The organism is Arthrobacter celericrescens, from assembly GCF_003614925.1.
Lineage (GTDB): Bacteria > Actinomycetota > Actinomycetes > Actinomycetales > Micrococcaceae > Arthrobacter > Arthrobacter celericrescens.
On record NZ_QYLP01000012.1, the window covers coordinates 21281 to 46560 of the forward strand.

Sequence of the window (25280 nt, forward strand, 5' to 3'; positions counted from 1 at the left end):
CCTCCTTTGTCCTCGTAGTTGTGTGTCATTACTTCCCGATAAAGCAGTTGATGGAGCTGTCGCCCGCCGGCGAGGCATTGCCGTCCGAGCGGACGATGATCACTTGGATGCAGGTCCGGCCGCCGGGGCTCTCGGGGATTTCCGTAGCGGGGGCTTTCGTGGCGTGGTAGGCGGCATCGGCCGCGAACGCCCGGCGCCATTTGTAGCTGTCGCCGTCCTGCGGCTGCGGGTTGGTCCACGTGAAGCGGAGTTTCCCGGCCGCGGTGCGCTTCGCCGCCAGGTTCGTGACGTCCGGCACCACCCCGTTGTCCAGGGCATCCGCCGGCGGCTTGCTGCGAGTTTCGATCGGCTGTGCTTTCTGGGGCGCGTTCGCGCCCAGGACGATTCCGACGACGACGGCGACCACCAGCACCGCGGCACCGACCGCGGCAAGCACGAGGTTGCGTTTGCGGTGGTCCGGTGTCCCGGGCTCCCCCTCGGCCCCGTCGTCCTCACCCGCGGCGGGCCGGTTGACTGTGGCAGCGAGGTCCCCCTCGGAGTGCTGCGGGGCCACCTGCGGGCCGGCCGCAGGACCGCCGGTGAAGGGCGGCGGGGTGTAGGCGGGGGCCGCCGGGGTCCAGCCGCGCAGGACGGTGGACTCATTCTGCTCTTCCTGCGGAGCGGTCTGTGGAACGGCCTTCGGTGCCGCCTGTGCGGCCGTTTGGGGAGCAGCCGCAGGTGCCGTGTAGCTCGCGGTTTGGGGTGCGGGCGGCTGGGTCCTGGTAGTCGGGAAGGTCCGGGCCGGGAACGTCGGCGCTGACCCGGTAGGCGAGGTGCCGCCGTCGGGATCGATCGCGGCGACGCTGCGGACGCGGGTCTCCTCGAAGTTGTCGTCCGGGTGGACGTCGTCGGAGCCGCCGGGCTCGGCGAGGACTTCGAAGGGGGTCACCGAAAGGTTCAGTTCGGCTTGGATCCGCTGCAGAGCCAGCGCGAAGGCGTGCGCCGAGGAGTAGCGGGATCCCGGGGCCTTCGCCATGGCGGTGGACAGCACCAGTTCCAGCGACTCCGGCACATCGGCCCGGCCCAGCCGCGGCACGGGCGAGTTGGTGATGCGGGAAATCAGTTCGCGCTGGGAGTTGTCCTGGCCCGGCATCACGAAGGGCGAACGGCCGGCGAGCAGGGTGTAGATGGTGGCGCCCAGCGCCCAGACATCCACCGGCACGCCGTCCACCGGGCCGCCGCGGAACTGCTCCGGCGGCGACCACGGGATGGACATGCCGGCGTCGTCGTCCGCGTCGTCGCCGATGGTGCCCGAGATGCCGAAGTCGGTCAGTGCCGGCCGGTTGTAATCGGTCACCAGGATGTTCGCTGGCTTGATGTCGCGGTGCACGATTCCTGCGCGGTGCGCGGTCTCGACGGCGGACGCCACCTGGATGCCCACCGCCAGGACCTCGTCCACGCTGAAGCGCTGGCGGCGGTAGCGCACATCCAGGCTGGGCCGGGAGCAGTACTCCATGGCCAGGTACGAGTGTCCGTCCTCGGTGGTTTCGGCCTCGAAGATGGTCACGATGTACGGGTGCGAGGACAGCTGCGCCATGAGGTTGGCTTCGGATTCGAAGCGGCGGCGCGCGTCTTCGGTCTTCAGGTCCGACAGGAGCACCTTCACGGCCACCCTGCGGCGCGGCCGGTCCTGTTCGTAGAGGTAGACGTCTGCAAAGCCCCCGGAGCCGAGGTGGCTGATGTATTTGTACCCGGGAAGGGGCGGCGGCGGTGCGGGGGGCCGCTTGGAACTCACAGAATCTCCTCGAAACGCAATGAAATGTTCTCGCCCAGTTCGGCGATGTCGCCGTCCAGGACGATGGCCATCTCGTTCTGGGCAAGCCGGCGCGGCGCCTGGCCTTCCCGGACCAGGACGGTGCCGTTGGTGGCCTTGAGGTCGCAGAGCATCACGTGCCAGCCCTCCAGGCGGACCTCCACGTGCGAACGCGAAATGTCCCCGCCGGGGCTCTCCACCTGGACCAGGGCCGGCATGCCGCCGCCCTGGACCCGGGATACCGACGGCTGGCGCCCGATGACCAGCGAACGGTCCAGTTCGATGACCTCGCCGCTGGACAGCCGGACCTTGCCCAGGCTCGGCCGCGGGACCTGGACGCCGTCGCCGGACAGGGTGCTCCCGCAGGCCGGGCACTGCGAATACGTGGGCGGGTTGGCGTGGCCCTGCGGGCACACGCGGGCCAGGACGAGCGGGCGCTTCGTCCCGTCCGGCAGGAGGTCCGCGGCCGCGCCTGTGGGCGTCGCCGGGGCCGGGGTGGACGGGAGGTCCGGCAGGCTGCTCTTCATGACAGTGTGGCCGTCGTGGTCGCCGTCATCATTCCCGACGCCGGACGCGAAGGCACCGGGGCCGGTGCCTGGGGCAGGGGCGGGCGCGGGCGGCGGAGTCCACTGTTGCGGGGCCGGGGGTGCGGGTGGCTGCGCGGCCGGGGCTTGCGGAGCGGATCCTTGTGCTGCCGGGGCGGAATTGCCCGACAGCCAGGGCACGGAAGAAATCAGCCCGCTGTTTTGCGGCGCCGGCGGCTGTGGAGCGAGTGGTTGTGACGCGGGGTGCTGTGGCGCGGGCTTCCCGGCCGGCGACGGTTCGAGCGGCTCCGTCACCTGGGGCCGGGCTTCGGGGGCCTGGGCCGCGGGAGCCGGCTCCTGGTGCTCTTCCTCGTCCGGGTTGACCCGCACGGCCGCGTCCTCGATGGTGCGGATGACGGTCCGCTCCCAGAGGTGGTCGTAGCTGCTGGTCTGTTCCAGGTTCTGCACCAGCTGGTCAGTGGTGGCGCCGGTGTCCACCCCGGCCTCCATGGCCTGGGACTCTTCCACGGCTTCCGTGCCGTCACGGAGCTGGCCCGGGGCGATCGTCAGTTCCAGGTCGTCGTGGGCTTCATCGTCCGGAGCTGCGTCGTCCGGAGCTGCGTCGTCCGGAGTTGCATGGTCCGGAGCTGCATTATCCGGAGTTGGGTCGTCCTCTTCCGGCTCTTCGCCGGCCGCCACAGTCTCCGGCACAGGCGGCTCGGGCACGGCCTCGGGCTCGAACGCGAGGATCGTTTCGACCGGGGCAGGCCGGTCCGCCGTCGCGGATTCGGCAGCGGCAGGAACGCCGGCAACAGCAGGAACAGCCACAGTTTCCGGGGACTTCCCGGCGGCCGGTTCCGGCGACCGCTTTGCAGCTTCCGGCGCGTTTTCAGATTCCAGCACGGCGGCAGGAACCGCGGGTGCGTCGCCGCCGGTGAGCGTGGCCTCCAGGCCGGAGAGCAGCACCACGCCTTCCTGCAGCGGCAGGGAACCCGTCGCGGGACCCGTTCCGGCGGCCGAGCCGATCCGCAGGCGGTAGGACGCGGGCAGTTCCATGCGCCGCTCCGTCCAGGTGGTGACGTCGCGGCCATGGATGCTTTGCGCCGTGCCATGCGCGGTTTCCAGGTCGAGGTCGCCGCGCAGGACAACGCGCAGCGCGTCTTTGGCGTCGACGATGCCGAACGCCGGGATCCGGGTCAATGACACCCCGAAGGCCTCGGTGACCTCGTTCAGGATCTCGTGGATCTCCGGGCTGCGCCCCAGCAGCGCCCAGAGGGAGTCCAGGAGGTCCGGCCCGGTGCCGGGGCCGAGCACCACCACCGTGCCGCAACGGACCACGCCGAACCAGTCGCCGGGAACATAGCTATTCAGCGCCATGGCCACCGTCCCCCTGTCCGTCAGGCGCACCGGCGGCGCCGCCGTCAGCGGCGGTCACTTCCTGGCGCGGCAGGGTGTCCTCGTCCTCGGCGCCGGCCCCCGGGCGGGGGGCGGTGGTGGCCACGCCGGCGTCGTTCAGGACGTTCTTCGCGTCCACCACCACAACCGTCACGTTGTCCCGCCCGCCGGACCGCAGGGCCGCCTGGATGAGGGCGTCCACGGCGTCCTGGGGGTGGCCCACGGTGCTGAGGATGCGGAAGATGTGCTCGTCGGCGAGTTCCCCGGTGAGCCCGTCGGAGCAGACCAGGATCCGGTCCCCCTCATGGATGGGCAGGAGCCAGAAGTCGGCCTCGGTCTCGTCCCCGGTGCCCAGCGCACGGGTGACCACGTGGCGGCGCGGGTGGACGTTCGCTTCCTCGGACGTGATGCTGCCGGCGTCCACCATTTCCTGGACCTCGGAGTGGTCCACGCTGACCTGCGCAAATTCCCCCTGGCTGAGCAAGTACGTGCGGGAGTCACCGATGTTCATGACCAACCAGTACGGCAGCCCCATCTGTTCCACCACGACAACGCCGGACAGCGTGGTCCCGGCCCGGGCGCCGGTGGCGTTGCGGATGCGTGCGTCCGCGGCCAGCAGGCAATCCTGCAGCACGGCCGCCGTCGCGGTGCGGGTGCCGGTAGCCAGCTGCGGGTAACCACCCAGGGTGCGGACGCAGAGGCCGCTGGCGATCTCGCCGGCCTCGTGCCCGCCCATGCCGTCGGCCACCGCGAACACGGGATCGGAGGCTATGAACGAGTCCTCGTTGAGTTCGCGGCGGAGGCCACGGTCCGTGCCGTAGCCATAGCTCAGCCCGAATCCGGACTCGTTGGCGGTCGCAGCTGCGGCTGCGGGCTGTGAGTTCATGCCTGTCCTAGGTGGAAGAAACGGTCACCGAACCGGACGGTGGACCCGGGGCGGACGAAAACGGCCTCGCCGGGAAGCAAACGGCTCTGGTTGCCGTCCGGGGTGGTGACGGCCGAGCCGTTGGTGGAGTTGCGGTCCGTGACCCAGACGCCGTCGCCCTCGCGGCGGAGCTGCAGGTGCGTCTTGGAGATCGAACGCCCGGGATCTGACACGGAAACCAGCTGCTCCACGGATTCCCCGGCCATCGCGGCGGGGTTGCGTCCGATCAGCAGGGAGGCCCCCACTTCAACGTCCTGGCCGTCGTCGAGCCGGATCCGGAGCACCGCCGGGGCGGCGGCCTGGACGCCGGGACGCAGCTGGGTGCGTTCGACGTCGTCGTCCGGGTGGGCGGGCGAAGCGGCGCCGGCGGGACCCGCTGACGGGGCCGGCGCCGGGCCTGCCTGCGCCGCCCACGGCGGGGCGGAAACGGGCGGCTGCCACTGGTTCGGATTGTGCTGTGTCATCGGATTGTGCTGTGTCATCGGGTTCTGCGGCATCGGGTTCTGCTGGGGAACCGGGTTCTGCTGCGGCACCGGTGCCCCCTGCGGCATGCCGTGGGCCGGGCCTCCCGGCTGCGGGATCTGCAGGGGCTGGCCTGGCTGCTGGACCGGTTGCTGAACCGATTGCTGGAATGCGCCCCTGGCGGCGGGCATCGCCACCGGGGACGCCACCTGCTTGACCGGCGGCAGGTCCAGCGGCGCAAAGTTGTATTCGCCCGGGATGCCGCCGGTCTTCACCGGGTTCCGGCCGGCGGAGACATCGAACACCAGGGCCTTGGACGCCTTGTCGTGCCAGCCCCGCAGCCTGCCCTGCTTGTCCCAGGCGTTGGAAACAACCACGATCACGGCCCACGCGGCGGACAGGACGAGCAGCGGAGCGAGGATGAGCAAGGCGATGCCGAGCCAGCCGACGGCAAGCACCACGGCGGCCGCGATGACCGTCAGGATCAGCACACCGCCGGTAATCAGGCCGCGCAGGAACACGATGCCGCCGCCGGGGGCGTACCCGTCGGCGTCGGCACTGCGGATGCCCATCAGCCGGTTGCCGATCGTGGCACCGGAACGGGCCTCGATGCCGAGCAGCACCACCGTGTAGACGAGGGTCAGCCCGAGGGCGATACCGCCTAGGAGGACCAGCAGCCCCGTGTCGTAGACGATGAAACCGTTGCTGCGCCGCTCGGTGATCCCGGCTGCCCCGACGCCGAAGGCGATGCCCAGGATTACCGCCGGGCCCAGCCAGTCGAGCACGGCGGCTCCGAGCCGTTTGCCCGTCGACGCCGGAACCAGCTCAGCGTTGTTGTTCATGGTCGCCCCTCCCCCTGGCATGTGCGGCACGCGCTGTCCCGCCGGGGCCGGGCCTGTGGCACCGGGCGGCGTGGGCGCTATGGCGATCCTACCGGCATCGCTTCCGGCCTGAGGGGCGGCCGGGTCGCGCCTGGCCAGCTGGGCCTGGCTGATGTTGCGCTCGATCCGGGCACCGCGGTTGCTCAGCGGCGAGCCGCAGTGGGTGCAGAACGATGCCCCGGGCTTGACCGCCTGGCGGCAGGCCGGGCACCGTTCTTCGTGGCCGTTGGTCACTGCTGCTGTTCCTTCCCGGCACCGTTGTCCGGCTCCGTGTTCCTGCGGAACACGGAGCGGAGGCGGTGCGGTTTGAGGTTGCCGTCCCGGATCGCGGTGCGTGCCTCGGCCAGCAGGGAGCGCGGCGAGAACCGCGCCTGCTGGCGTTTCCAGAAGCCCACGTTGCTGGTGATGTCCTTGAGGGAGCCGTCCACGATTTCCCAGTACTTCCGCACTTCTTCTTCGCTGGGCTGGCCCGCCCCGAAGATCGCGGCGTCGGCACGGCCGGCGAGCATCGTCGTCGTCGAACTGTTCACGGGGAACGCCTCGGCGATCACCCCGGCGGATTCCCGGCGGGTGGCCTTGCCGTCGATGGCGGCGCCCATGTCGGTGGCGAGGCTGACCACCTCGCTCCACCCGCCGCCGACGCGCTGCGCCGGGTGGCCGGTGTTCAGCCGGCTCTTCCGGCGCCGCAGCTTCAGCAGCAGGATCAGCGCCAGCGGCAGCGCAAGGACCACCAGCGGAAGCAAGGCGGTGCCGATCGCGGCCAGCAGCGCACCCCAGAACAGCCAGGGGTTGTTCTTCTTCTCGTCGGCGTCCAGGGCGTCCGGGGTGGAATCCGGCGGCAGGTCCGCCGGCTCCTGCGGCGGGGGCGGCGGCTGCAGGACCTGCGGCTTGGGCTTGGACTTGGTCTGCGGGTCCGGCGGGATGGGCACGTTGTCCTTGGGCGGAGTGGGATCGAAGGCCACCCAGCCCACCCGGTCGAAGGCCACTTCCACCCAGGCGTGCACGTCCTTGCCCTTGATCGGGATGTCCGCGCCGCCGTTTTCGGGGCTCTTCGGGTCCGGGTAGAAACCCATCACCACGCGGGACGGGATGCCCAGGTGGCGCAGCATCAGGGACATGGCCACGGCATACTGCTCGTCGTCGCCGAGCATCTGCTTGGCGGTCAGCAGGCTGCGGACGCGGGCGGCGCTGTGGCCGGGCAGGCTGGGAAGCTGCCCGTCCGCCACCAGGCCGTTGCTGAACGCACCGGACTTCTGGAAGTGGGCCTCGATCTGGCGCACCCGGTCGATCGCCGTGGGCGCGTCGGCGGACAACTCGTTGGCCTGCGACCCCACCACCGGCGGCACCTCTTCGGCCACCGGCAGCGACAGCTTGGCGAAGTCGTACTGGGTCAGCTGCCCGTGCTCCAGCGTGCCCGGATCGGAGACCTTCACGGTGTAGTTGTCGCCCTGGCTGAGGCCCTTGGTGGTCACCGCGGTGTCCGTGCCGGCGTTGAAGTACAGGCCGGACGCCGCCTGGGAACCGTTGGCGAAGCTGATGCCGGTGGTGTGGCGGCCGCCGGGCACGAAGTAGCCCTGGTAGTCCCCCACCGTGATGTCCAGCGTGTAAGTGGTTCCCGCTGCGGCCTCCTCCGGCTGGCTATTCAGCGCCCGCGCGTCGCCCACCTTGTTGAAGCTGCCGGAGCCGTTCGGATCCATGTTGTAGTTCAGGCCGTTGAAGGAATCCAGGGCGGCAAGGCGCACCCGGCCGTCCTTGGGCAGGCCCTTGACGGTGAAGAGGGTGTCGTCCTTCTTGTCCTTGACGAATTCCCGGAAGCTGGCCAGGGGTGTGATGTAGTCGCGCGGGTCGAACGGCGGAACGATGCTGTTGCGCAGCACCTTGCGGTCGTCCGTGGCCGTGATGAGCGGAGAGGCGACGGCGGTGATCCCGACGGCGGCCGCGATCACCGCGGCGGCCATCCCCAGCCGGCGCAGGCGTCCGCGCCGTGCCGTCCGGGCGTCGGCCTCGGGACGGTTCGCGGACACCCTGCGGGTGTCGTTGCGCCGCAGCACGTCACGCCGGAACGTCGCCCAGACAATGGCGACGATGGCGACGCCCACGCCGCGTTCGACGTTGAGGAACGCCGCGCTGGTGCTGAACAGGATCCCGGTGACGAACAGTGCCATCACGGGCAGCAACGGCCAGTACGGGCTCTTCAGCCGCCAGGCGAGCAGGCCAGCCGCCACGGCACAGAGCAGTGCGCTGAGGAAGGGCACGATCAGCATTCCGCCCGCGGTGCCCACCGGGACGCCGACGGTCAGCATGTCCTTCCAGGCGAACACGACGCCCAGCAGCAGGGTGCGGAGGGAGTCAAGGCTGGGCAGCACAGCAGCGATGGCGGCGTCCGGCACCGCCAGGGCCGTGCCCAGGAGCATGTAGGCGCCGAAGGCCAGTGCCACGGTGATGAGCAGGCCGAGGCGGTAATGCGCATTGGCGGCAGCAAGGGCCAAGCCGGTCACGATCCCGCCGAAACCGGCCAGGAGGAAATGCGGATCGCCACCGAAGCTCTGGCTGAACCCGAGCACGCCCAGGCCCAGCAGCAGGACCAGGGCGCCGGCGTCGAGCGCTGTGTGCCACAGGGGACGGCCGTCCGCGAAGGCGGACTGTGCGGGCTGCTTCCGGGCAGCGCGCCGCGGGCGGGAAGTCTGGGTGGAGCTCATGCGGCTGCCTTCCGGAGGACGAGGGCGAGGTCGTCGAGGTCGCCGACGGTCAGGACGGTCAGGTCTGCGATGTTCGCACGGGCCGCGGGGGCACCGGCCTGCACCCGCACGGCGAGGCTGCGCACGCCGGCGGGAACCGAGGCAGCCGCCGAACGCAGCTGGGTGGCGGTCACGCCGCTGCCCACGACGAAAAAGACCACCGAGGCGTTCGGGACGGTGTCGGCCAGGGTCCGGGCGAGGTCGACGGCGGTGCGCCGCATGGGTGCGCCCACGATCCTGGTCATGTCATCCAGGAGGTTGCGGCCGGTTTCGCAGCGCAACGGTCCCTTCTGCGTCAGGACGTCGAGCTCCCGCTGTTCGCGGATGGCCTGCCGGCCGATGGACGCAGCCACGGAGATCGCGAGTTCGAACTCGGTTTCCGATTCGTACTCGTCCGTGTTGATGGACAGCGAAATGGCCAGGTGGGCGCGCCGGGTCTCTTCGAACTGGCGGACCATCAGCTTGTTGGTGCGGGCGGTGGTCTTCCAGTGGATGTGCCTGCGGTCATCGCCGGGCACGTAGTCGCGCAGGGCGTGGAAGGACACGTCGGCGCTGGAAAGCTCGGTGGTGGGCATGCCTTCGAGGTCGCGGATGAAACCGGCCGCCGAACCGGCCAGCACCGTGGTCTTCGGGTGCACGTACAGGTCCACCGGGTCCGTCCACAGGACGCGGCGTCGCAGCAGGTGCAGCGGATCGGCCCGCACGGAGCGTACCGGGCCGACGACGATCACGGCACGGCGCGCCGTCGGGATCGTGAAGAGGTCCTCATGCACCTGGGCCGGCTTCATCCGGGGCAGGTGGAAGACCGCGGTGTTGCTGCCCACCGGAAGCTCGAGGTCCGCCGGCAGCAGCGGCCGGGTGGAGGTATTGGAGACAGCGATGCTGCCGACGGCGTCATCGCCCACCGCCACGCGGGTCCGGGACATGTCGAGCACCACGCCGTAGGCGGAGCGGCCGAGGATGAACGCCACGGCGAAGAGGAACAGCAGGAAGGCCACGAGCGCTGCCGACTTCGCCTCCTGCCAGCCCCAGGACTGGCCGGCGATCCACAGCAGCACGGCGGCGGCCAGGACCACCCAGCCGAGGATGCTGACCACGGACAGGGAGGGCCAGGCGTACGCGAGCCAGAGGCTGCGTACCCTCTTCCAGAGCGGGGCGAGCCATTCTGCCAGGGCCTGGGACGCTTCGCGCCAGACGGCGGCCGGGTGCAGCTTCGACGGGAGCGTGCCCGGACGGGCGGCAGGCGCCTTGCCGGCCCCTCCCCCGAGGGCGCCGAGACGCTCCCTGAGCGGACCCAGGGAGCGTGTGACGGATGCAGCAGCCCGTTTCAAGGGTGTGCCGGTAGACATGTTGAGACCTTTTGTTTGCGGAACCGGGGAGCGTCAGACGTTGGCGCGGTGCTGCGGGGCGGCGACGTCGTTGAGGACGCGCTGGAGGACGGCCTCGGCGGTGGCGCCGGAGAACTCTGCTTCCGGGTCCATGACGAAGCGGTGGGTCCAGACAACCCCGGCCAGTTCCTTGATGTCGTCCGGCAGGACGTAGTTGCGTCCCTGCCCGGCCGCCCAGACCTTTGCCGCACGCACCATCGCCAAGGCACCACGCACCGAGACGCCGAGCCTGGTTTCGGGGGCGTTGCGGGTCTCCTCGCACAGGCGCGAGATGTATTCGAGCACCGCTGAATCAATGTGGGTGGTGGCCGCGAGGTCAGCCATGTCGGCCACGGCCTGGGTGGTGATGATCGGACTGAGGTCGCGCGAACGGTCCTTCAGGTTGCTCCCGCCCAGCAGCTGCACGGTGGACGCGTGGTCCGGGTAGCCGATGGAGGTCTTGATGAGGAAGCGGTCCAGCTGGGCTTCGGGCAGGCGGTACGTGCCGGCCTGTTCGATCGGGTTCTGGGTGGCGAGCACCATGAACGGGCGGCCGGCTTCGTAGGTGGTGCCGTCCACGGTCACCCGGGACTCCTCCATGACCTCCAGGAGCGCGGACTGGGTCTTCGGCGAGGCACGGTTGATTTCGTCGGCCAGCACAATGTTGCTGAAGATCGGGCCCTTGTGGAACTCGAACTTCTGGGTCTTCTGGTCGTAGATGGTCACGCCGGTGACGTCCGAGGGCAGCAGGTCAGGTGTGAACTGGATGCGGTTGTGGGAGCCTTGGACGGTGGCTGCGAGGGCCCGGGCCAGGGAGGTCTTGCCTGTGCCGGGGGCGTCCTCGAAAAGGACGTGGCCCTCGGCGAGCATCGCCGTGAAGGTCAGCCGGATGACGTGGGACTTGCCCAACACGGCCTGGCCGACGTTGCCGACCAGCTTTTCAAACGTGTCCGCGAACCAGGCCGCCTGCTCGCTTGTCATTGTCATGTCGTGGATCCTTCGTTTAGGTGTTGTCCGGGCGGCCGTTCTGGAGTGCCTGGCCTGGGTTATTCAATTCGGTGTACAAGTTTACGCGGTTGATGCCGCGCGGTGCGTAGCTAGCAGGGCCGGCTGCCGGACACAAAGTGCACGGTGTCTGCCCGGACCCAGCGGCCGCTGAGGTTCTTGCCCGAGGCCGAGGCCCCGCTGATGTGGAGCCAGCCGCTGCCGCCCCACGGGCTGCCGCAGCGGTCCACCGGCGTTCCGCCGTCGGTGGTGCTCAGCCACGGCGACGGAGCGCCGGGTCCGCCCGGGCTCGCCACGCCGTAGCAGCGCTTCGGCGTGCCGCCGTCGTACCCGTTGCCGCCGGTGACTTCGGTGCAGCTGTTGATGTCCGCACCGTTCACGGCGACGCGGTTCGGCGGCGGGGGCGGGGTCGGGTCGTTGCCGGTGGTGGCATTGGCGCTGCCGATGCCGCCGGCCACCACGGTCACAGCACGGACCCTGAGGTTGTGCTGCTGGTCCCAGCCGCCGCCTCCGCGGTCGTAGCGGTTGGCCTTGCCCACATTGATCCAGCCGCCGTTGTCGTAGCTGACCTCGAAGTGGTCCAGCGGACGCCCGTTCATGTTCGGGTTGTTCCAGGTCCAGTGCACGTCGCCGTCACCGGTGGCGGACTTGCCGCCGTTGACGTTCGGGGCATCGGGCGGGCCGTAGGGGTTGCCGCTGCCGATGGCCTTGGCGTCGCCGGAGATGTTGGCCTTGATGGAGCGGGCCACGATGTTGACGGTGACGTCGGTGCCGTTCGGCTGGCCTCCGATGGTGCCGCCGCCGGGCGCGATGGGCCCGGAACCGTAGGCGGTGCGCCAGCTGTATTCGATCTCGCTCTCCTGCGAACCGTTGCGCTGGGCCGCGGTCAGTGGAGTGAAGGTCAGCCGCAGCTGCCCGCTGCTGCCGGTGGGCGCCACGGTGCCGCTGTTCACGGTGCCTGGCTTGCCCGCCGCGCGGGTGGGCGCCGAGGACTGGCTGGTGCCGCTGGTGCCGGCCTTGTTGGTGGCGGAAACCGTGAAGGTGTAGTCCGCCTCCGAGTTGTCCACCACCACGTTCTGGGCCGTGGTTCCGACCTTCTGGCTGCTGACCACTGAACCGCCGCGCAGGGTGGTCAGGGTGTAGGCCGAGACGGCGTCACCGTTGTTGTCCGGCGCGGCCCAGGTCACCCTGAGCTGGCTCTGGGAGCCGACCGGCTGGGCACTGGCCACCGTGGGCGCCGACGGCGTCGCCGGAACGCCCGCGGGCACCTCGGCCGCGGAGTAGGGGCTCCACTCGGAGGGGTCCTTGGCGTCGTTGCGGGCCAGGACGCGCACCTTGTAGGAGACACCGTTCGTCAGGCCCTTCCACACGTAGGTGGTGGAGGTCAGGTTCTGGATCTGCGGGTTCTGCCCTGCCGGGGCCGGCGAGATCTCCAGGTCGTAGGACTTGATCGGCGAGCCCTTGCTGGCAGGGGCGGTCCACGTGACCGCAAGCTGCTTGTCGCCGAACTTCAGGCCCGGCGCCAGCGGAGTATCCGGCTTGACGTCGGGACGTACCTCGGCCGAAGCCGGCGACGGCTCGGAATCGCCGATCGCGTTGGTGGCAGTCACCGTGAAGTGGTACTTCACGTTGTTGGTCAGGCCGTTGAGGGTGCAGGTATTGGCCGGGCAGTCCTGCTGGAATCCGCCCTCGCCCTTCACGGTGTATTTGGTGATGGCCGAGCCGCGGTCGGCCGGGGCCGTCCAGGTCAGCAGGGCGGTCCTGTCCCCCACGCTCTGCGCCTGCGGCGTCGACGGCGGCATCGGCTTGTCCTTGACGCTCAGCCGGATGCGCGCCGTGGCCTGGCGGGAGGGATCGCCGGTCTTGTCCGCCACCGTGTAGGCGACGATCATCGAGCCGGTGAACCCCGCGGACGGGGTGACCGTGACGGAGTCGCCGTTGGCCACGGCCGACCCCTCGCCCGTCTCGGTGACCGCGTTGACGATCTTCAGCGGAGTGTCCGGGAACGGGTTGCTGTCATTGGCCAGCACCTTGACTGTCACCGGTTTGCCGGCGGACGCGTTAGGTTCCACGTCGTCGCTCGCCACCGGCTTGGGGCGGTTGGACGCGGTCACTGAGAGCTTGTAGGTGGCCGTGGCCTCCAGGCCGCGCGGGTCCTTGGCCTTGACCTGGACGCTTCCGGCCACGCCTGGCTTCGCCTCGCCCTTTGCGCTCACGCGGAGTGTCCTGCCGTCGATCCTGGCGTCGAATCCTGCCGGGCTGTCGCCGACCACCTCGTACTTCATGTTTGCCGCGTCCTCGCCGTCGGGATCGCTGGTGAGGCGGCCCAGCTCGAGGCTGGCGGAGTCGTTCTGCGGCACTTCGAGGGAACTGCCCAGCAGCTTCGGAGGATTGTTCCGGTTGGGGTCCGGGAGCACCTTGGTGCGGATGCTCAGCGTGGCCTTTTGCCCGTTCGGATCGTCCGGGCCGGTGCCATCAGTGGCTTCGAAGGTGATGGAGCCGGGACCCACATAGTCCTTGCCCGCCGTGTACTTGATGGCGGTGCCGCCGTTCGCCACCGGCTCTCCGCCGTCGGCGCCGATGAGCTTGATGCGGTCGGCCTGGCTCAGGCGGGGGCTGCGGCCGTCGCGGACTTTCACCCATTCGTTGAGGTCAACAGTTACGGACTGGCCGGCGATGACCTCGATGACCTCGTCCTTGGCGAGGGTGGGAACCTGCTGGCCGATGCCCGGGACCCAGATGATCGCGGTGGACTTCTGTCCGTCCACGTCCTCCACGGTGTAGGGCACCAATTGCGGGCCGTCGGTCAGCTGGATCACCACGTTGCCGTCGTTGCCTGGCTTGGCGGTTTCCACGGCGGTGGCGATCTTCAGGTTCTCACCGACGCCGTCGGGATCCTCGTCGTTCTTCAGGACCGGCACGTCCACGGCCTTCTTGCCCATGGTCTGGGCCGAGGTGACACGGTCGTCGCGGGCGATCGGTGCCAGCAGCGGGATGTTGCCCTTGACGTTGACCCGGATGGTGGCACCGGCGGTGGCGCCGCGCTCGTCGACCACCGTGTACCGGAGGTTGACGATCCCTTCCTTCCCGGGTGCGGTCAGGATGATGCGTCCGCTGGTCTTGCTGACGTTGGCCTGGAGTGCGGGATCGGCTTCGATGCCGTCGGACTTGATGGCGATCCGGTCGCCGTCGGGGTCGGAATCGTTGGCGAGGGCGTCGACGGCGATCTGGCGGCCCGGGCGCACGGAGACGGTGTCGTCCACGGGGGCGGGTTTCTGGTTGTCTTCGCCCTGCGGGGCGATGCCGACAGTGACGGTTCCGGAGTTGACGGCACCCTGGCGGTCGATCACCTTGTAGCGGAAGGTATCGGTACCTGCGCCGTCGCCGGCGGCCACGAAGTCGATGAAGCTGCTGCCCACCGTCGCTGTACCCATGCCGGGCGTGCTGTCGATGCCGGTCAGCTGCACGGAGTCGCCGTCGGGATCGATGCCATCAAGCGGTACAGGGATGCGGACGGTGCCCCCGGCCACCACGCGGGCGGTCAGGTTCTGCGGCTGCGGACGCGAGTTCTGCGTGCCCTCAAGGGGCAGGATGTGGATGGTCACCGCGGCAGCGCTCTTCTGGCCCTGCGGGTCCACCGCGTTGTAGATAGCGCGCACGGTCTTGGGCACGGAGCCGGCGATGAAGCGCAGCTTGTCCTCGGAGATGAAGGTCTTGCCGTCGGCCTCCGGGACGGTCTGCGCCAGGGCCGGGTCCACGTGCAGCTTCTCGCCCTGCGGGTGGGTGTCGTTGGCCAGGACCGGGACGGTGACGACGTCGTTGACGCGCACGTTCACCTCATCGGGTTTCGGCTGCGGTGCTTCGACGACGGCGGGAGCCGGCACCGGGACCACGGAGACCGTGCCGCTGGCGGACTTGTGCCCGTTGGAAATCGTGTAGCGGAAGATGACCGGCTGCTGTGTGCCGAGGACGTCGGTGACCCGCAGGACGCTGTGGTCGATGACGCTGACGGACACCGTGGCGTCCTCAGGCAGGGTCACGGACTGCAGCACGAGGACGCCGCCGGAGGGATCGGAGTCGTTGGCCAGGGGGTCCACCAGCACGTTGCCGCCCACGGGGAGCAGCGCGACGTCGTGCACGGCCACCGGGTTCCCGGCGTCCTTGCCGGACTCGACGTCCACCCGGATCAGGCCCTGGGTGCTTTGCGGGCCGTTGCTGGCGATGTAGGTCAGGTACACGGGGCCGGGGGTGTTGCTGCGGAAGGTGAAGGTGCCGCCGTCGGTCACGGGGCCGAGCTCGGCCGGGCCGGCCGCCTCCACGTGGGCAAGGCGCAGGGCGCCGCCGTTGGGGTCGACGTCGTTCTTCAGCGGGGCGATCACCAGGTCCTGCCCGACGACGGCGGTCACGTGGTCCGCGTTGACCACCGGCTGCAGCGCCCCCGGCGGCCGGACGTTGATGACCACGCGGCCGGTGGCCGTGGCGCGGCCGTCCCAGACGGAGATGGTGACGTTCTTCTTGCCGGCGGTGGCGCCGGAGTCCTGGTAGGTCAGCAGGCCGTCGCGGCGGAACTTGACCTGGTCCTGCGGGTTGTCGGCTTTGGCGTCCATGAGGACGAGGTCGTCGCCGTCGGGGTCCATCCAGTCGGTGAGGATGTTCTGGCTGACGGTCTTGCCCTGTTCGACGAGCAGCGTGGTGGGGCTGGCGCGTTTGAAGACCGGTGCCTTGTTCTCGTCCGGTCCCACCACGTGCAGGGTGATCTTGCCGCCGGCGGACAGGCCGCGGCCGTCGGCGGCGTTGTAGTCGATGGTCTCGGTGCCGGGCTTGGCGTCGGCGGGAACGGAGATCTGGAAGGCGGAGCCGCCGTAGATGTTCTCGATGGACCCCGACTTGGGCGGATTGCCGCCGATCGAGGCGGTGAGGACGTCGCCGTCGGGGTCGGAGTCGTTGTCCAGCACGCTCATCACGGTGGTCCGGCCCGGGCGGGCGCCGATCTCGTCCGGTTTGGTTTCCGGCGGCCGGTTGGGCTTGGTGCGGTCCGGCAGCACGTTGATGGTGTTCTCGTCCGCGGAGTCCTCGTCCTGGTCGTCCGACTGGTTCTTCGGCGGGATGACGTCGTCCCAATTGTTGACCAGCTGCATGTTCTGGTTGACCATCCAGACGTTGCCGGAGTTCACGTCGTTGAGGACCACGAGGTCCCGGTTGACCCGGAACACGTAGCTCGGGGCACCGCTGGCCTTGGGCACATCGGCGGTCTTGTCGTCGGCGTCGGAGGTGCAGTCGCGGACGTACTTGTTGGCGCCGGCCCAGGCCGAGTGCGTGCAGCCGGCCACCTGCACCGGGGCGGCGGGCACGCCCTGGCCGCCGAAGGTCACGACGGCGGCGGTGGAGCCGTCAAGCGGTTGCTTGATGAGGGCCTTCGGGGTGGCGACGGCCACGTAGCTGCTTGCTTCGCTGCTTTGCTGCAGCTTGGCTTCACGGGCGTCCTGGAGCTGGAGCTTGCGCCCGCCCGGCAGGAACAGGTTTCCGCGGGCAGCGTCCAGGACCACCGGCTTGTCGCCGACGACCGCGAGCTGGATGTCGCCTGCGCCCTTGAGCTCGTCGACCTTCGTGGTTTCGGAGTCCTTCCGTTCGCCGTTGGCGTCCACCGAGGTGACGGTGATTTCACCCTTCTGCGGGTCCGCCGTGTAGATCCGGTTGTCCTGCCCGACGGCGGAAACCGCACCGGAGGAGGCCAGCAGCACCGGCTGCGTGCCTTCTTCGTCGAAGCTGTTGATCGTGGAGGGCGACATGGCCCAGACCCGGCCCCTGACCGGGTCGGTGACGGAGAGCACTTCGGTGCCGAAGCTGACCTTCGAAGAGGACGGGAGCTGCTTGTCTCCGCCGAGCCGCAGGTTCGCCGCGGAAACCTGGTTGACCGTGGACCCGGTGCTGTCGTCGACGAAGACGTCGCTGGAGTTCTGCAGCACGTCGAAGGTGGTGCTGGCGGGCGTGACCGCACCGTCGAGCACCCGGGAGGGATAGTTCAGGCGGCCCACGGCGTTCTTGGTCTTGCTGACCACCCACACGCCGCCGTCGTTCAGTTCAAGCTCCGCGGTCTTGAAGCCCGGGTACAGCACGGCACCGGTCACCAGCAGCACGGTTGCCGCAGTGAATCCGGTGGTGGCGATGAACTTGTTTCGGCGTTTCCTGAGCCCCAATTTGCCGAATAAAGACGTCACAGATTCAATTCCCTTGCATCACGGCCGCCCCCAGGCAGCCTCGAACCTCACGGCCTCCGACCGGTGATCATGCGATTCCGCCGTACCCCCATACGGCGGCGGAATTTGTCCCTACGACTATCGCACGGGCGTCCCCCTGTTACAAAGGGAGCCCGGATACCACCGGCGCTCCAGAATAATCAAGGTCCCGCGGCCGCCGCGATGGGGAAAGGTCCCCATCGCGGGGCGGCCGCATCAGTGCCCGGATAGGATGTGGGCCGCCACAATGCAGGAGGATCGTCATGACGCAGCTAGCCCGGACCGGCAGGGCCGGTACCGAGGGCACCCGTTTTCGTGAGAAACCCCACAGCCTGTGGCTTTGGGCGATCGGGCTGCTGGGCTTCCTGGTTCCCTTGGCTAAAGCCTGGGTGCCGTCCTTCTGGAACGACGAAATCACCACGATTTCCGCAGCGCGCCGCTCGCCGGAACAGCTGTTTGAACTCCTCAAGTCGGTGGACGCCGTCCACGGGGCGTACTACTTGCTGATGCATTTCTGGACGTCGCTCTTCGAGTTCTCCGAGCTGTCGATGCGCCTCCCGTCCGCCATTGCCGTGGGGCTGGCGTGCGCCGGGACCGTGGTGATCGGCCGCAAGCTTGGCAACGAATTCGTGGGCCTCGGCGCCGGGCTCGTCCTCGTGTTCCTGCCTCGGATGGTCTGGGCGGGAACCGAGGCCCGGCAGTCTGCCCTCATCGCCCTGTTTGCGGTGGCGCTGACCCTGTTCCTGATCCGGGCGTGGAACTCGGGGCACGTCATTGACTGGGTGCTCTACTCAGTGTGTGCCGCGGCCGGAGTGTATGTGTTCATGTTCTTTGCCTTGGCTATCGCGGCCCACGTAGTCGCCGCCGTCCTGCTGCGCCGCCGTGTGCTGGCTGTGCTCGTTTCGGCGCTGGCTGCCGCAATTGCCGCGTCCCCGTTCCTGCTGTTTGCCCTGGGACAGAAGGGACAGGTCGCCTGGATCCAGGACCGTTCCCTCCTCCAGAACATCCAGGCGATTGCCGTCAAACAGTTCTTCTACGGAGATGACCGGCCCACCGGGAACCTGCCGCCCGGCTGGGTCCTGGGAGCCGTCGTCGTCCTGGGCCTTCTTCAGCTTGGCCTCGCGGTCCTGGGACTGATCCACAGCGCCGGGCATACGGAGTTCCGGGGACTCGCGGTGCTGGCGGCCTGCGCCGTGGCTGTACCGATCGGTGTGTTGCTGCTCGTCAGCATCCTCGTTCAGCCCGTGTATGTTCCCCGGTACCTCACCTTTACTGCACCAATGTTTGCCTTGCTGGTCGGGCTCGGGCTGGACAAGGTCCGAAGCCTTGGCAGCAGGAAACTGGCGGCGGCGGCCGCTTTGGTACTCCTGGCCGGCCTGCCCCAGCAGTTGACCTTGAAGAGCCTGGTCAACGGGCCCCGGGACACGGAGCGCCACGTCGCTGCCCTGCTCGACGCCGACGGTCCCGGCCCCGCAGCCGTGGTCTACGGTCGTCCCGAGGACCGCGACCCCGCACTGGCTTATCCGGCATCGTTCTCCCGTTTGACGGACCTGTCACTGAAGGCTTCCCCGGAAGAGTCCGGGACGCTCTGGGGTGTCAACAAGGAAGTCACCGCGGCCGAGCTGGAACACCGCGGCAGAGTTTACTTCATCGGCTCAGGCACGGGCCCGACCCCGGATCCGGGTGCATTCCAACAGGCCGGATGCACCCAGACCAGGGCCACAGCGACGGAGCGGCTACGCTTCGTGGTCTACGACTGCTCCTAGCACCGCGGCGCCCCCAGGCCGGCGGGATCGGGAAGGTGCGTGTGACCGGCGATGATGTAGCGCCCGACGTTGCGGTACGAACCGTCCTCGATCCGCCACCACCGGTGCATGCCCGTCCAGTTGTCGCTCTGGTCGATGTAGCAACGGACCACGATCGCCCCTTGATCGGACGAGTACATCCACGGAGGCTGGTTGCCGCCCTTGCCGTCACAGGTGAACCTGTCCGGGTCGTAGTTGGAACCACCCAGGGTGAAGGAGCAGGAGCGGACCACGGCGTTGGGATTCATCGTGGTGGTCCACACCCCTTGCCGTCCGGACTTGGCGCTGGCAGTGGCGGTTCCACCCGGGGTTCCCAAGGAGTTGAAGGTCTGCACCGTGATGCTGTGCGATTCCTCGAAGCCGGCGGTGTTTATGGTCCGGCTGCCCGCCGCGGCAACGGTTTCCCATCCCCCGCCGTCGATCCTGATCCTGGTCTCGGCAACGTCGTTGGTGGACGCCGGGGGCGAGGCCCAGTTCAAGGTCAGGGACTTTTGGTTCATGCCGCCGTCCTGCCCTGAGGCCGAGGGCGTGCCCGGCGAACCGTAGGGCGTGGTGCTCGACGGCGCGCTGGCATCGGAACTCGGTGCCACCGAGGAGCTGGCGGTAACGGTGATGGTGGTCCGCTGCCCGTTGGCGAAACCGCCCACGACTCCCCCGGGCCGGATCGGTCCGCCCTGGCCCGTGGAGGCGCTGAAGCTGTAGCTGATTTCATTCGCGCCAGAGCCGTTCCTCTGGCCGGCGTCCAGCTCCCGGAAGTCGATCCGGACCTGCCCGCCCGCTCCGCCGGTGGCTGCCGGGGAGACGCTGACGCCGGAGACGGTGCCGAGTTTGCCAGTAGCCCGGCGCGGGGCGGACGGGGCGCTGACGGCGCCCTTCCCTGCTTTGTTTTCTGCCTGGACGGTGAAGGTGTAGGCGGTTTCCGAGGTGCCGGCGGTGAACGTGGCGGTGCGTACATTGCCCGGAATGGTCTGGGTCTGGGCGGCGCGTCCGCCGCCGCTCATCGTCACGTAATAGTTCCTGACCGGGTCGCCGTTGGTGACCGGTTCGCTCCAGTCGGCCCGCAACTGGTTCTGCGAGCCGACCGCGGAGACGACCGCCGTCGTCGGGGCCGCCGGGGCCGCCGGCACTCCGGCGGGGTTGTCCTCCGACGAGTAGTTGCCCCATTCGGAGGGTCCAAGGTCGTTCACGGCCTGGGCCCGGACCTTGTATTTGACGCCGTTCGTCAGGCCCTGCCACACGTAGCTGAGGCCGGCCACGTTGTTCTTCACGGCGATGCCATTGGCCGGGGACGGGGAGATCTCCAGGTTGTAGCCCTTGACCGGCGAGCCTTCGGTCTTCGCGGCCGTCCAGTTGATGGCCATGGTCTTGTCGCCGGCCTTCACCGTGGGCGCGTCCGGCGGCGAGGGCTTCTCGTCCGGACGGATCTCGTTCGACGGCGGCGAAGGCGTGGAATCCCCCACCTCGTTGCTGGCGGTGACCGTGAAGACGTACTTGACGTTGTTGGTCAGCCCGGTCAGGGTGCAGGTAGTGGTGGCGCACTCCTGCGAGAACCCTGCGGACTTCACGGTGTATTTGGTGATCTCCGCACCGTTGTCCGACGGCGGCGCCCATTTCAGCACGGCGGTCCGGCTGCGCACCTCGCTGGCGACGGGCGCCGAAGGCGCATCGGGTTCTGCCCGGACGGTCAGCCGGATCCTGGCCGAGGCCTGGCGGGACGGATCCCCGGTCTTGTCCGCAACCGTGTACTTGACCACCATGACGCCCTTGAAGTCCCCTGCGGGTGTCACCGTCACGGCGTCCCCCGCGATCACCGGCTGGCCTGCGGCCTGCCCGGTCTCCACGACGGCCGACACGATCTTCAGCGGGGTGTCCTCGAAGGGGTTGACGTCGTTGGCGAGCACCTTGACGGTTTCGCTGCGCCCGGCATTGGCGGCGGCAACGGTGTCGTCATTGGCCGACGGCGGGCGCCGCTTGGACGCGACGGTCACCGCGGTGATGGTGGCCTGGACCGCCGGTGAGCGGCCGTCGGTGACCTTCACCGGGATGCTTCCCTTCGCCCCGGCGGACGCCGACGCGTCCGCGGAAACCCGCAGCACGGCCCCATCGAGGGTGACCCCGAAGCCGGCCGGCGGCGTGCCGGCGAGTTCGAACTTCAGGTTTCCCTGGTCGCGCTGGTCCACGTCCCTGGCCAGGTTGGCCAGCTCAAGCTCCTCGGAATCGCCCCGCGGCACCTCGACGGTCGCCCCGGCGAAGGTGGGTGGATGGTTGGCGTTGGGATCCGGCACCACCCTCGTCATGATCGTCAGGGTGGACTTCAGGCCCTGCGCATCGTCCGGGCCGGTGCCGTCGGTCACTTCGAAGGTGACCGAGCCCGGGCCGACGTAGTCGGGCAACGCCGCGTACCGGAGTGCGTCGCCGTCGCCGGCCACCACGTTCCGCGGCTGCGCGCCCTGGACCCGGACCTTGTCCGCCACGGTGATGCGCGGTTTCCGGCCGTCCCGGACGCGCACGTAGTCAGCCAGCTGGACGGTGAGGTCCTTCCCGGACATCACCTCGACCGGATCGTTCCTCGAAAGCGTCGGGTACTGCAGTCCCTGTCCCGGGACCCAGATGATGCCGGTTGCGCTTTGCCCGTCCACGTCCGTGACCGTGTAGGGAATCAGCTGTTCGCCCGGGGCGAGGGTGACCACCACGTGGCCGTCGGCGCCGGGGCGGGCGTTCGCCGTGCCGGCGGGCAGCGTGACTTTCAGCTCGGCGGCCACGCCGTCCGGGTCGGAGTCGTTTTCCAGCACCGGAACGTCGACGGCGGTCTTGCCGAGGGTTTCGGCTAGCGTCACCCTGTCGTCAACAGCGAGCGGGGCATGGAGGGTGGCTTCCGGGCTGGTGCGGACCCGGACGACGGCGGCCGCCTGGGCCTTCTTGTCGTCCTGGATCCGGTATCCGACGCTGCCGTTGCCGGCGGTGGCCGGCGCCGTCACCAGCACCTGGCCCTGCTGTCCCGGTTCCGCCGCCAGTCCCGGGCTGGCCTCCAGGCCGTTGCCAACCAAGGCGATGGGGTCGCCGTCGGGATCGGAATCGTTGCCGAGGACCGGTACGGCAATCCGGCGGCCGGGGCGCACGTCCACCGCGTCATCCACGGCGAGGGGTTTCTGGTTGTCCGGGTTCGGCGGGGCGATGCCGACCAGCACGGTCCCGGTGTTTTCGGCTCCGATCCGGTCCCGGACCCGGTAACTGAACGTGTCTGTTCCCGCCGAATCCGCGCCGGCGGTGTATTCAAGGTAGCCATCCTTGACGACGGCGGTGCCTGCCGCGGGCGCCTTGTCGATGCCGGTCAACTGGACGGAGTCGCCGTCGGCGTCGATGCCGTCCAGGGGCACGGCGATCTTCGCGGTGGTCCCGGCGATGATCCGCGCAGTCAGGCTCCTGGGCTCGGGCCGGCTGTTGCGTTCGTCGTCCCGGGCCCGGATCCGGATGGTCACCTGTTCGGAGTCGCTCTGCCCGGAGTCGTTGCGGACCTTGTAGATCGCGTAGACGGTCTTGGCCTTGCTGCCGGCCACGAAGCGGAGGGTATTCCCGGAGACGAACGTCTGGCCGTCGGCGGCATCGGGCTGCTGGGCCAGCTTCGGGTCCAGCGAGAGCCTGCCGCCGTTCGGGTCGGTGTCGTTGTCCAGCACCGGGATCGTGACGACGTCGCCCGCCCGGACCGGGACGTCATCCGCCTTCGCCTGCGGTGCCTGCAGCCTTGCCGGCGTGGGGACGACGACGACGGCCACCTCGCCGCTCGCCTGCGCCTTGCCGTTGGAGATCGTGTACTTGAAGGTCAGCTGGCCGGTGGCATTGACGTCCCGCACCCGCACCACGGAGTGGTCCAGGACGGACACGGCGACGGGCAGTCCGTCCACTCCGCTGACGGACTGCACCACGAGCACGCCGCCGGAAGGGTCGGAGTCGTTGCCCAGCACGTCCACCACGGTGCTCCCGCCGCGGGGCAGCAACGCGATGTCGCGCACCGCCACCGGGACCCCGCCTCCGCTGCCGGCCACGACGTCGACGCGCACCAACTGCTGGGCGCTGGCAGGTCCGTTGGTCACCAGATAGCTGACGTAGTGCGGACCCGTGACGGCCGAGTTGAAGGTGAAGGTCTGCTGGTCGGCGCCCGTGGGGGCCGTGGACTGGCCGTCCGGCGTCACCTGTGCCAAACGCAGGGAACCGCCTTGCGGATCGGTGTCGTTCTTGAGCGGGGCAATCACGGTGTTCTGGCCGGCGACGGCCACCACATGGTCCGCGTTTGCTACGGGCGGCAGGGCTCCCGGCGGCCGGACGTCCACGGTGATTCTTCCTTCGGCTTCCCTTGTGCCGTCGGACACCGTGATGGTGAGGGTTTTCTTCCCCGGTCCGGTTCCGGAGTCCTGGAAGGTGAGCAGGCCGTCCGGCCGGATCCGGACCTGGTCGCCAGGGTCGCTGCTCCTGGCGGACACCGCGAAGACGTCGTCGCCGTCGGGGTCCATCCAGTCGGTGAGGACGTTCTGGGTGAGCGTCTTCCCTGCGGCGAGCACGAGGGTGGTACTGCGGTTCGGCTTCTGCCGCGGCGCGGAGTTTTCGCCCGCCGGGACCACGCGCAAGGTGACTTCCGAGGAGGCGGAACCGCCGCGGCCGTCGTCGACGGTGTACTTGAAGGCCTCGTTGCCCGCCTTGCCAGCGCCCACGGCCACCTGGAAACCGGTGCCGCCGTAGACGGGCGATACCGTGCCCAGCCGCGCCGGTTCCGGGGTCCGCACTGTCAGGACGTCGCCGTCGGGGTCGCTGTCGTTGTCCAGGACCGGAAGGACCGTGGTCTTGCCGGCGCGCACCCCGAAGGCGTCGCTCTTGGCCACGGGCGGGCTGTTCGGCTTCGTCCGGTCCGGGAGGACGGTCTGCTGGACCTCGTCCGCGGAGTCCTTGTCGGCGTCGTCGGAGGTCTCCTTGGGCGGGATGACGTCGTCCCAGTTGTTAACCAGCTGCATGTTGCGGTTGACCAGCCAGACGTTGCCGGAGTTGACGTCGTTCAGGACCACCAGGTCGCGGTTGACCCGGAACACGTAGCTGGGCGAGGCGCTGGCCGAAGGAACGGCCTTGGCCTGGTCGTCGGCGTCGTTGGCGCAGTCGCGGACGTAGCGGTTGCTGCCGGACCATGCAGCGTAGGCGCAGCCGCCCAGCTGCACGGGCGCCGCCGGGACGCCTTCGCCTCCGCTGGCAGCGGTCCGCGCCGTGCCGCCGTCGAGGGGCTGCAGGAGCAGTGCCCCCGGGGTCGCGACGGCGACGGCGCCGGTGTCGGCGCCGGGCTGCTGCAGCCGGGCGTCGCGGGCGGAGTCGAGGTGGACTTTCTGCCCGCCGGGCAGGTGGAGGGTTCCGGATTCCCGGTCCAGCACGACGGGCCGGCCGCCCACGGTGGTGAGGTCGAGTTCGCCGGCGCCCTTCAGTTCGTCCACGGTGCGGCTGGTGGTGTCCCGGGAAAGTCCGTCGGCATCGAAGGTGCTGCTCGAGATCCTGCCGGTGGCCGGGTCCACGGTGTGCACCGCGTCGTCGCTGCCCACCACGGCCGCCACGCCCGGTTCCGAGTCGAGGAACGGCTCCGCCGCGGCGGGGTCGAAACCGCCCAGGCCCGACGCCGGGATGACCCAGACCTTGCCGGCGGCGGGATCGGTGATGGCAAGGATGGTCCTGCCGAAGCCGACCCTCGCGCCCGCGGGCAGTTTGCGGTCCCCGCCGAGGCGCATGTTCGCGGCGCTGACCGGGTTGAGGTTGCTGCTGCTCCGGTCATCGACGAAGACCGCGCTCTCCTGCTGCAGGACGTCGAAGTCCACACTGGCCGGGGTGACGGCGCCGTCGAGCATTTTGGCCGGGTAGTTGAGCCGGCCGACGGAGTTGCGGGACTTGCTGGTCACCCAGACGCTGCCGTCGTTGAGGTCCACCTCGCTGGTCTTGAACCCGGGATACAGCACCGCACCGGCCACCAGCGCACCGCCAGTGGCCATGACGACGGCGGCCTTGATCCACCGGCCGGGACGGCGCCTCGGGGCGCGGCCATCCGGGAACTTGGACATGGAGCATCCCCCAACTCACTGAAGCATTGATCCCAAAACTGGAAGGGGCGGCTCCCGGCCGCCGGGT

Annotated in this window: 10 protein-coding genes; 1 reads left to right on the forward strand and 9 read right to left on the reverse strand. The window is 69.3% G+C overall.

Features of this window, described 5'->3' with window-relative positions; translation table 11 throughout:
* Positions 1 to 28: 28 nt before the first annotated feature.
* The 8 genes from D3654_RS01430 to D3654_RS01465 form a co-directional block, all read right to left on the reverse strand.
* Positions 29 to 1774 carry a serine/threonine-protein kinase gene (locus D3654_RS01430; RefSeq protein ID WP_120519756.1) on the reverse strand — a complete coding sequence of 582 codons (1746 nt, stop codon included), beginning with the start codon at positions 1772 to 1774 and terminating at the stop codon, positions 29 to 31.
* The gene (locus D3654_RS01435; protein ID WP_120519789.1) at positions 1771 to 3693 is read right to left on the reverse strand and encodes a double zinc ribbon and FHA domain-containing protein; all 1923 of its coding nucleotides are present in this window, start codon (positions 3691 to 3693) and stop codon (positions 1771 to 1773) included. The genes D3654_RS01430 and D3654_RS01435 overlap by 4 nt, the downstream gene beginning before the upstream one ends.
* The gene (locus tag D3654_RS01440; RefSeq protein WP_120519757.1) at positions 3680 to 4597 is read right to left on the reverse strand and encodes a PP2C family protein-serine/threonine phosphatase; all 918 of its coding nucleotides are present in this window, start codon (positions 4595 to 4597) and stop codon (positions 3680 to 3682) included. The genes D3654_RS01435 and D3654_RS01440 overlap by 14 nt, the downstream gene beginning before the upstream one ends.
* Positions 4594 to 6213: an RDD family protein gene (locus D3654_RS01445; protein ID WP_342635081.1), complete on the reverse strand. Its 1620-nt coding sequence runs from the start codon at positions 6211 to 6213 to the stop codon at positions 4594 to 4596. Before D3654_RS01445 ends, D3654_RS01440 begins: the two co-directional genes overlap by 4 nt.
* Positions 6210 to 8678 (reverse strand): transglutaminase TgpA family protein, encoded by a 2469-nt coding sequence (locus tag D3654_RS01450; protein WP_120519758.1) that lies wholly within the window; start codon positions 8676 to 8678, stop codon positions 6210 to 6212. Before D3654_RS01450 ends, D3654_RS01445 begins: the two co-directional genes overlap by 4 nt.
* Positions 8675 to 10066 carry a DUF58 domain-containing protein gene (locus D3654_RS01455; protein ID WP_120519759.1) on the reverse strand — a complete coding sequence of 464 codons (1392 nt, stop codon included), beginning with the start codon at positions 10064 to 10066 and terminating at the stop codon, positions 8675 to 8677. The genes D3654_RS01450 and D3654_RS01455 overlap by 4 nt, the downstream gene beginning before the upstream one ends.
* A gap of 33 nt (positions 10067 to 10099) precedes the next feature.
* Entirely contained in the window at positions 10100 to 11071 is a 972-nt protein-coding gene (locus D3654_RS01460) for an AAA family ATPase (protein WP_120519760.1), read from the reverse strand.
* A 110-nt stretch (positions 11072 to 11181) separates the two neighbouring features.
* Complete coding sequence (locus D3654_RS01465) at positions 11182 to 17307, reverse strand: Ig-like domain-containing protein (RefSeq protein ID WP_120519761.1); 6126 nt, start codon at positions 17305 to 17307, stop codon at positions 11182 to 11184.
* A gap of 281 nt (positions 17308 to 17588) precedes the next feature.
* Between D3654_RS01465 and D3654_RS01470 the strand changes: the two genes are divergently transcribed.
* Positions 17589 to 19091, forward strand: a complete 1503-nt coding sequence (locus D3654_RS01470) for a glycosyltransferase family 39 protein (RefSeq protein ID WP_120519762.1) — start codon at positions 17589 to 17591, stop codon at positions 19089 to 19091.
* On the opposite strand, the gene D3654_RS01475 is transcribed toward D3654_RS01470, so the two are convergent.
* Positions 19088 to 25213 (reverse strand): Ig-like domain-containing protein, encoded by a 6126-nt coding sequence (locus D3654_RS01475; RefSeq protein ID WP_120519763.1) that lies wholly within the window; start codon positions 25211 to 25213, stop codon positions 19088 to 19090. The two genes, D3654_RS01470 and D3654_RS01475, sit on opposite strands and share 4 nt — an antisense overlap.
* Positions 25214 to 25280: the final 67 nt, after the last annotated feature.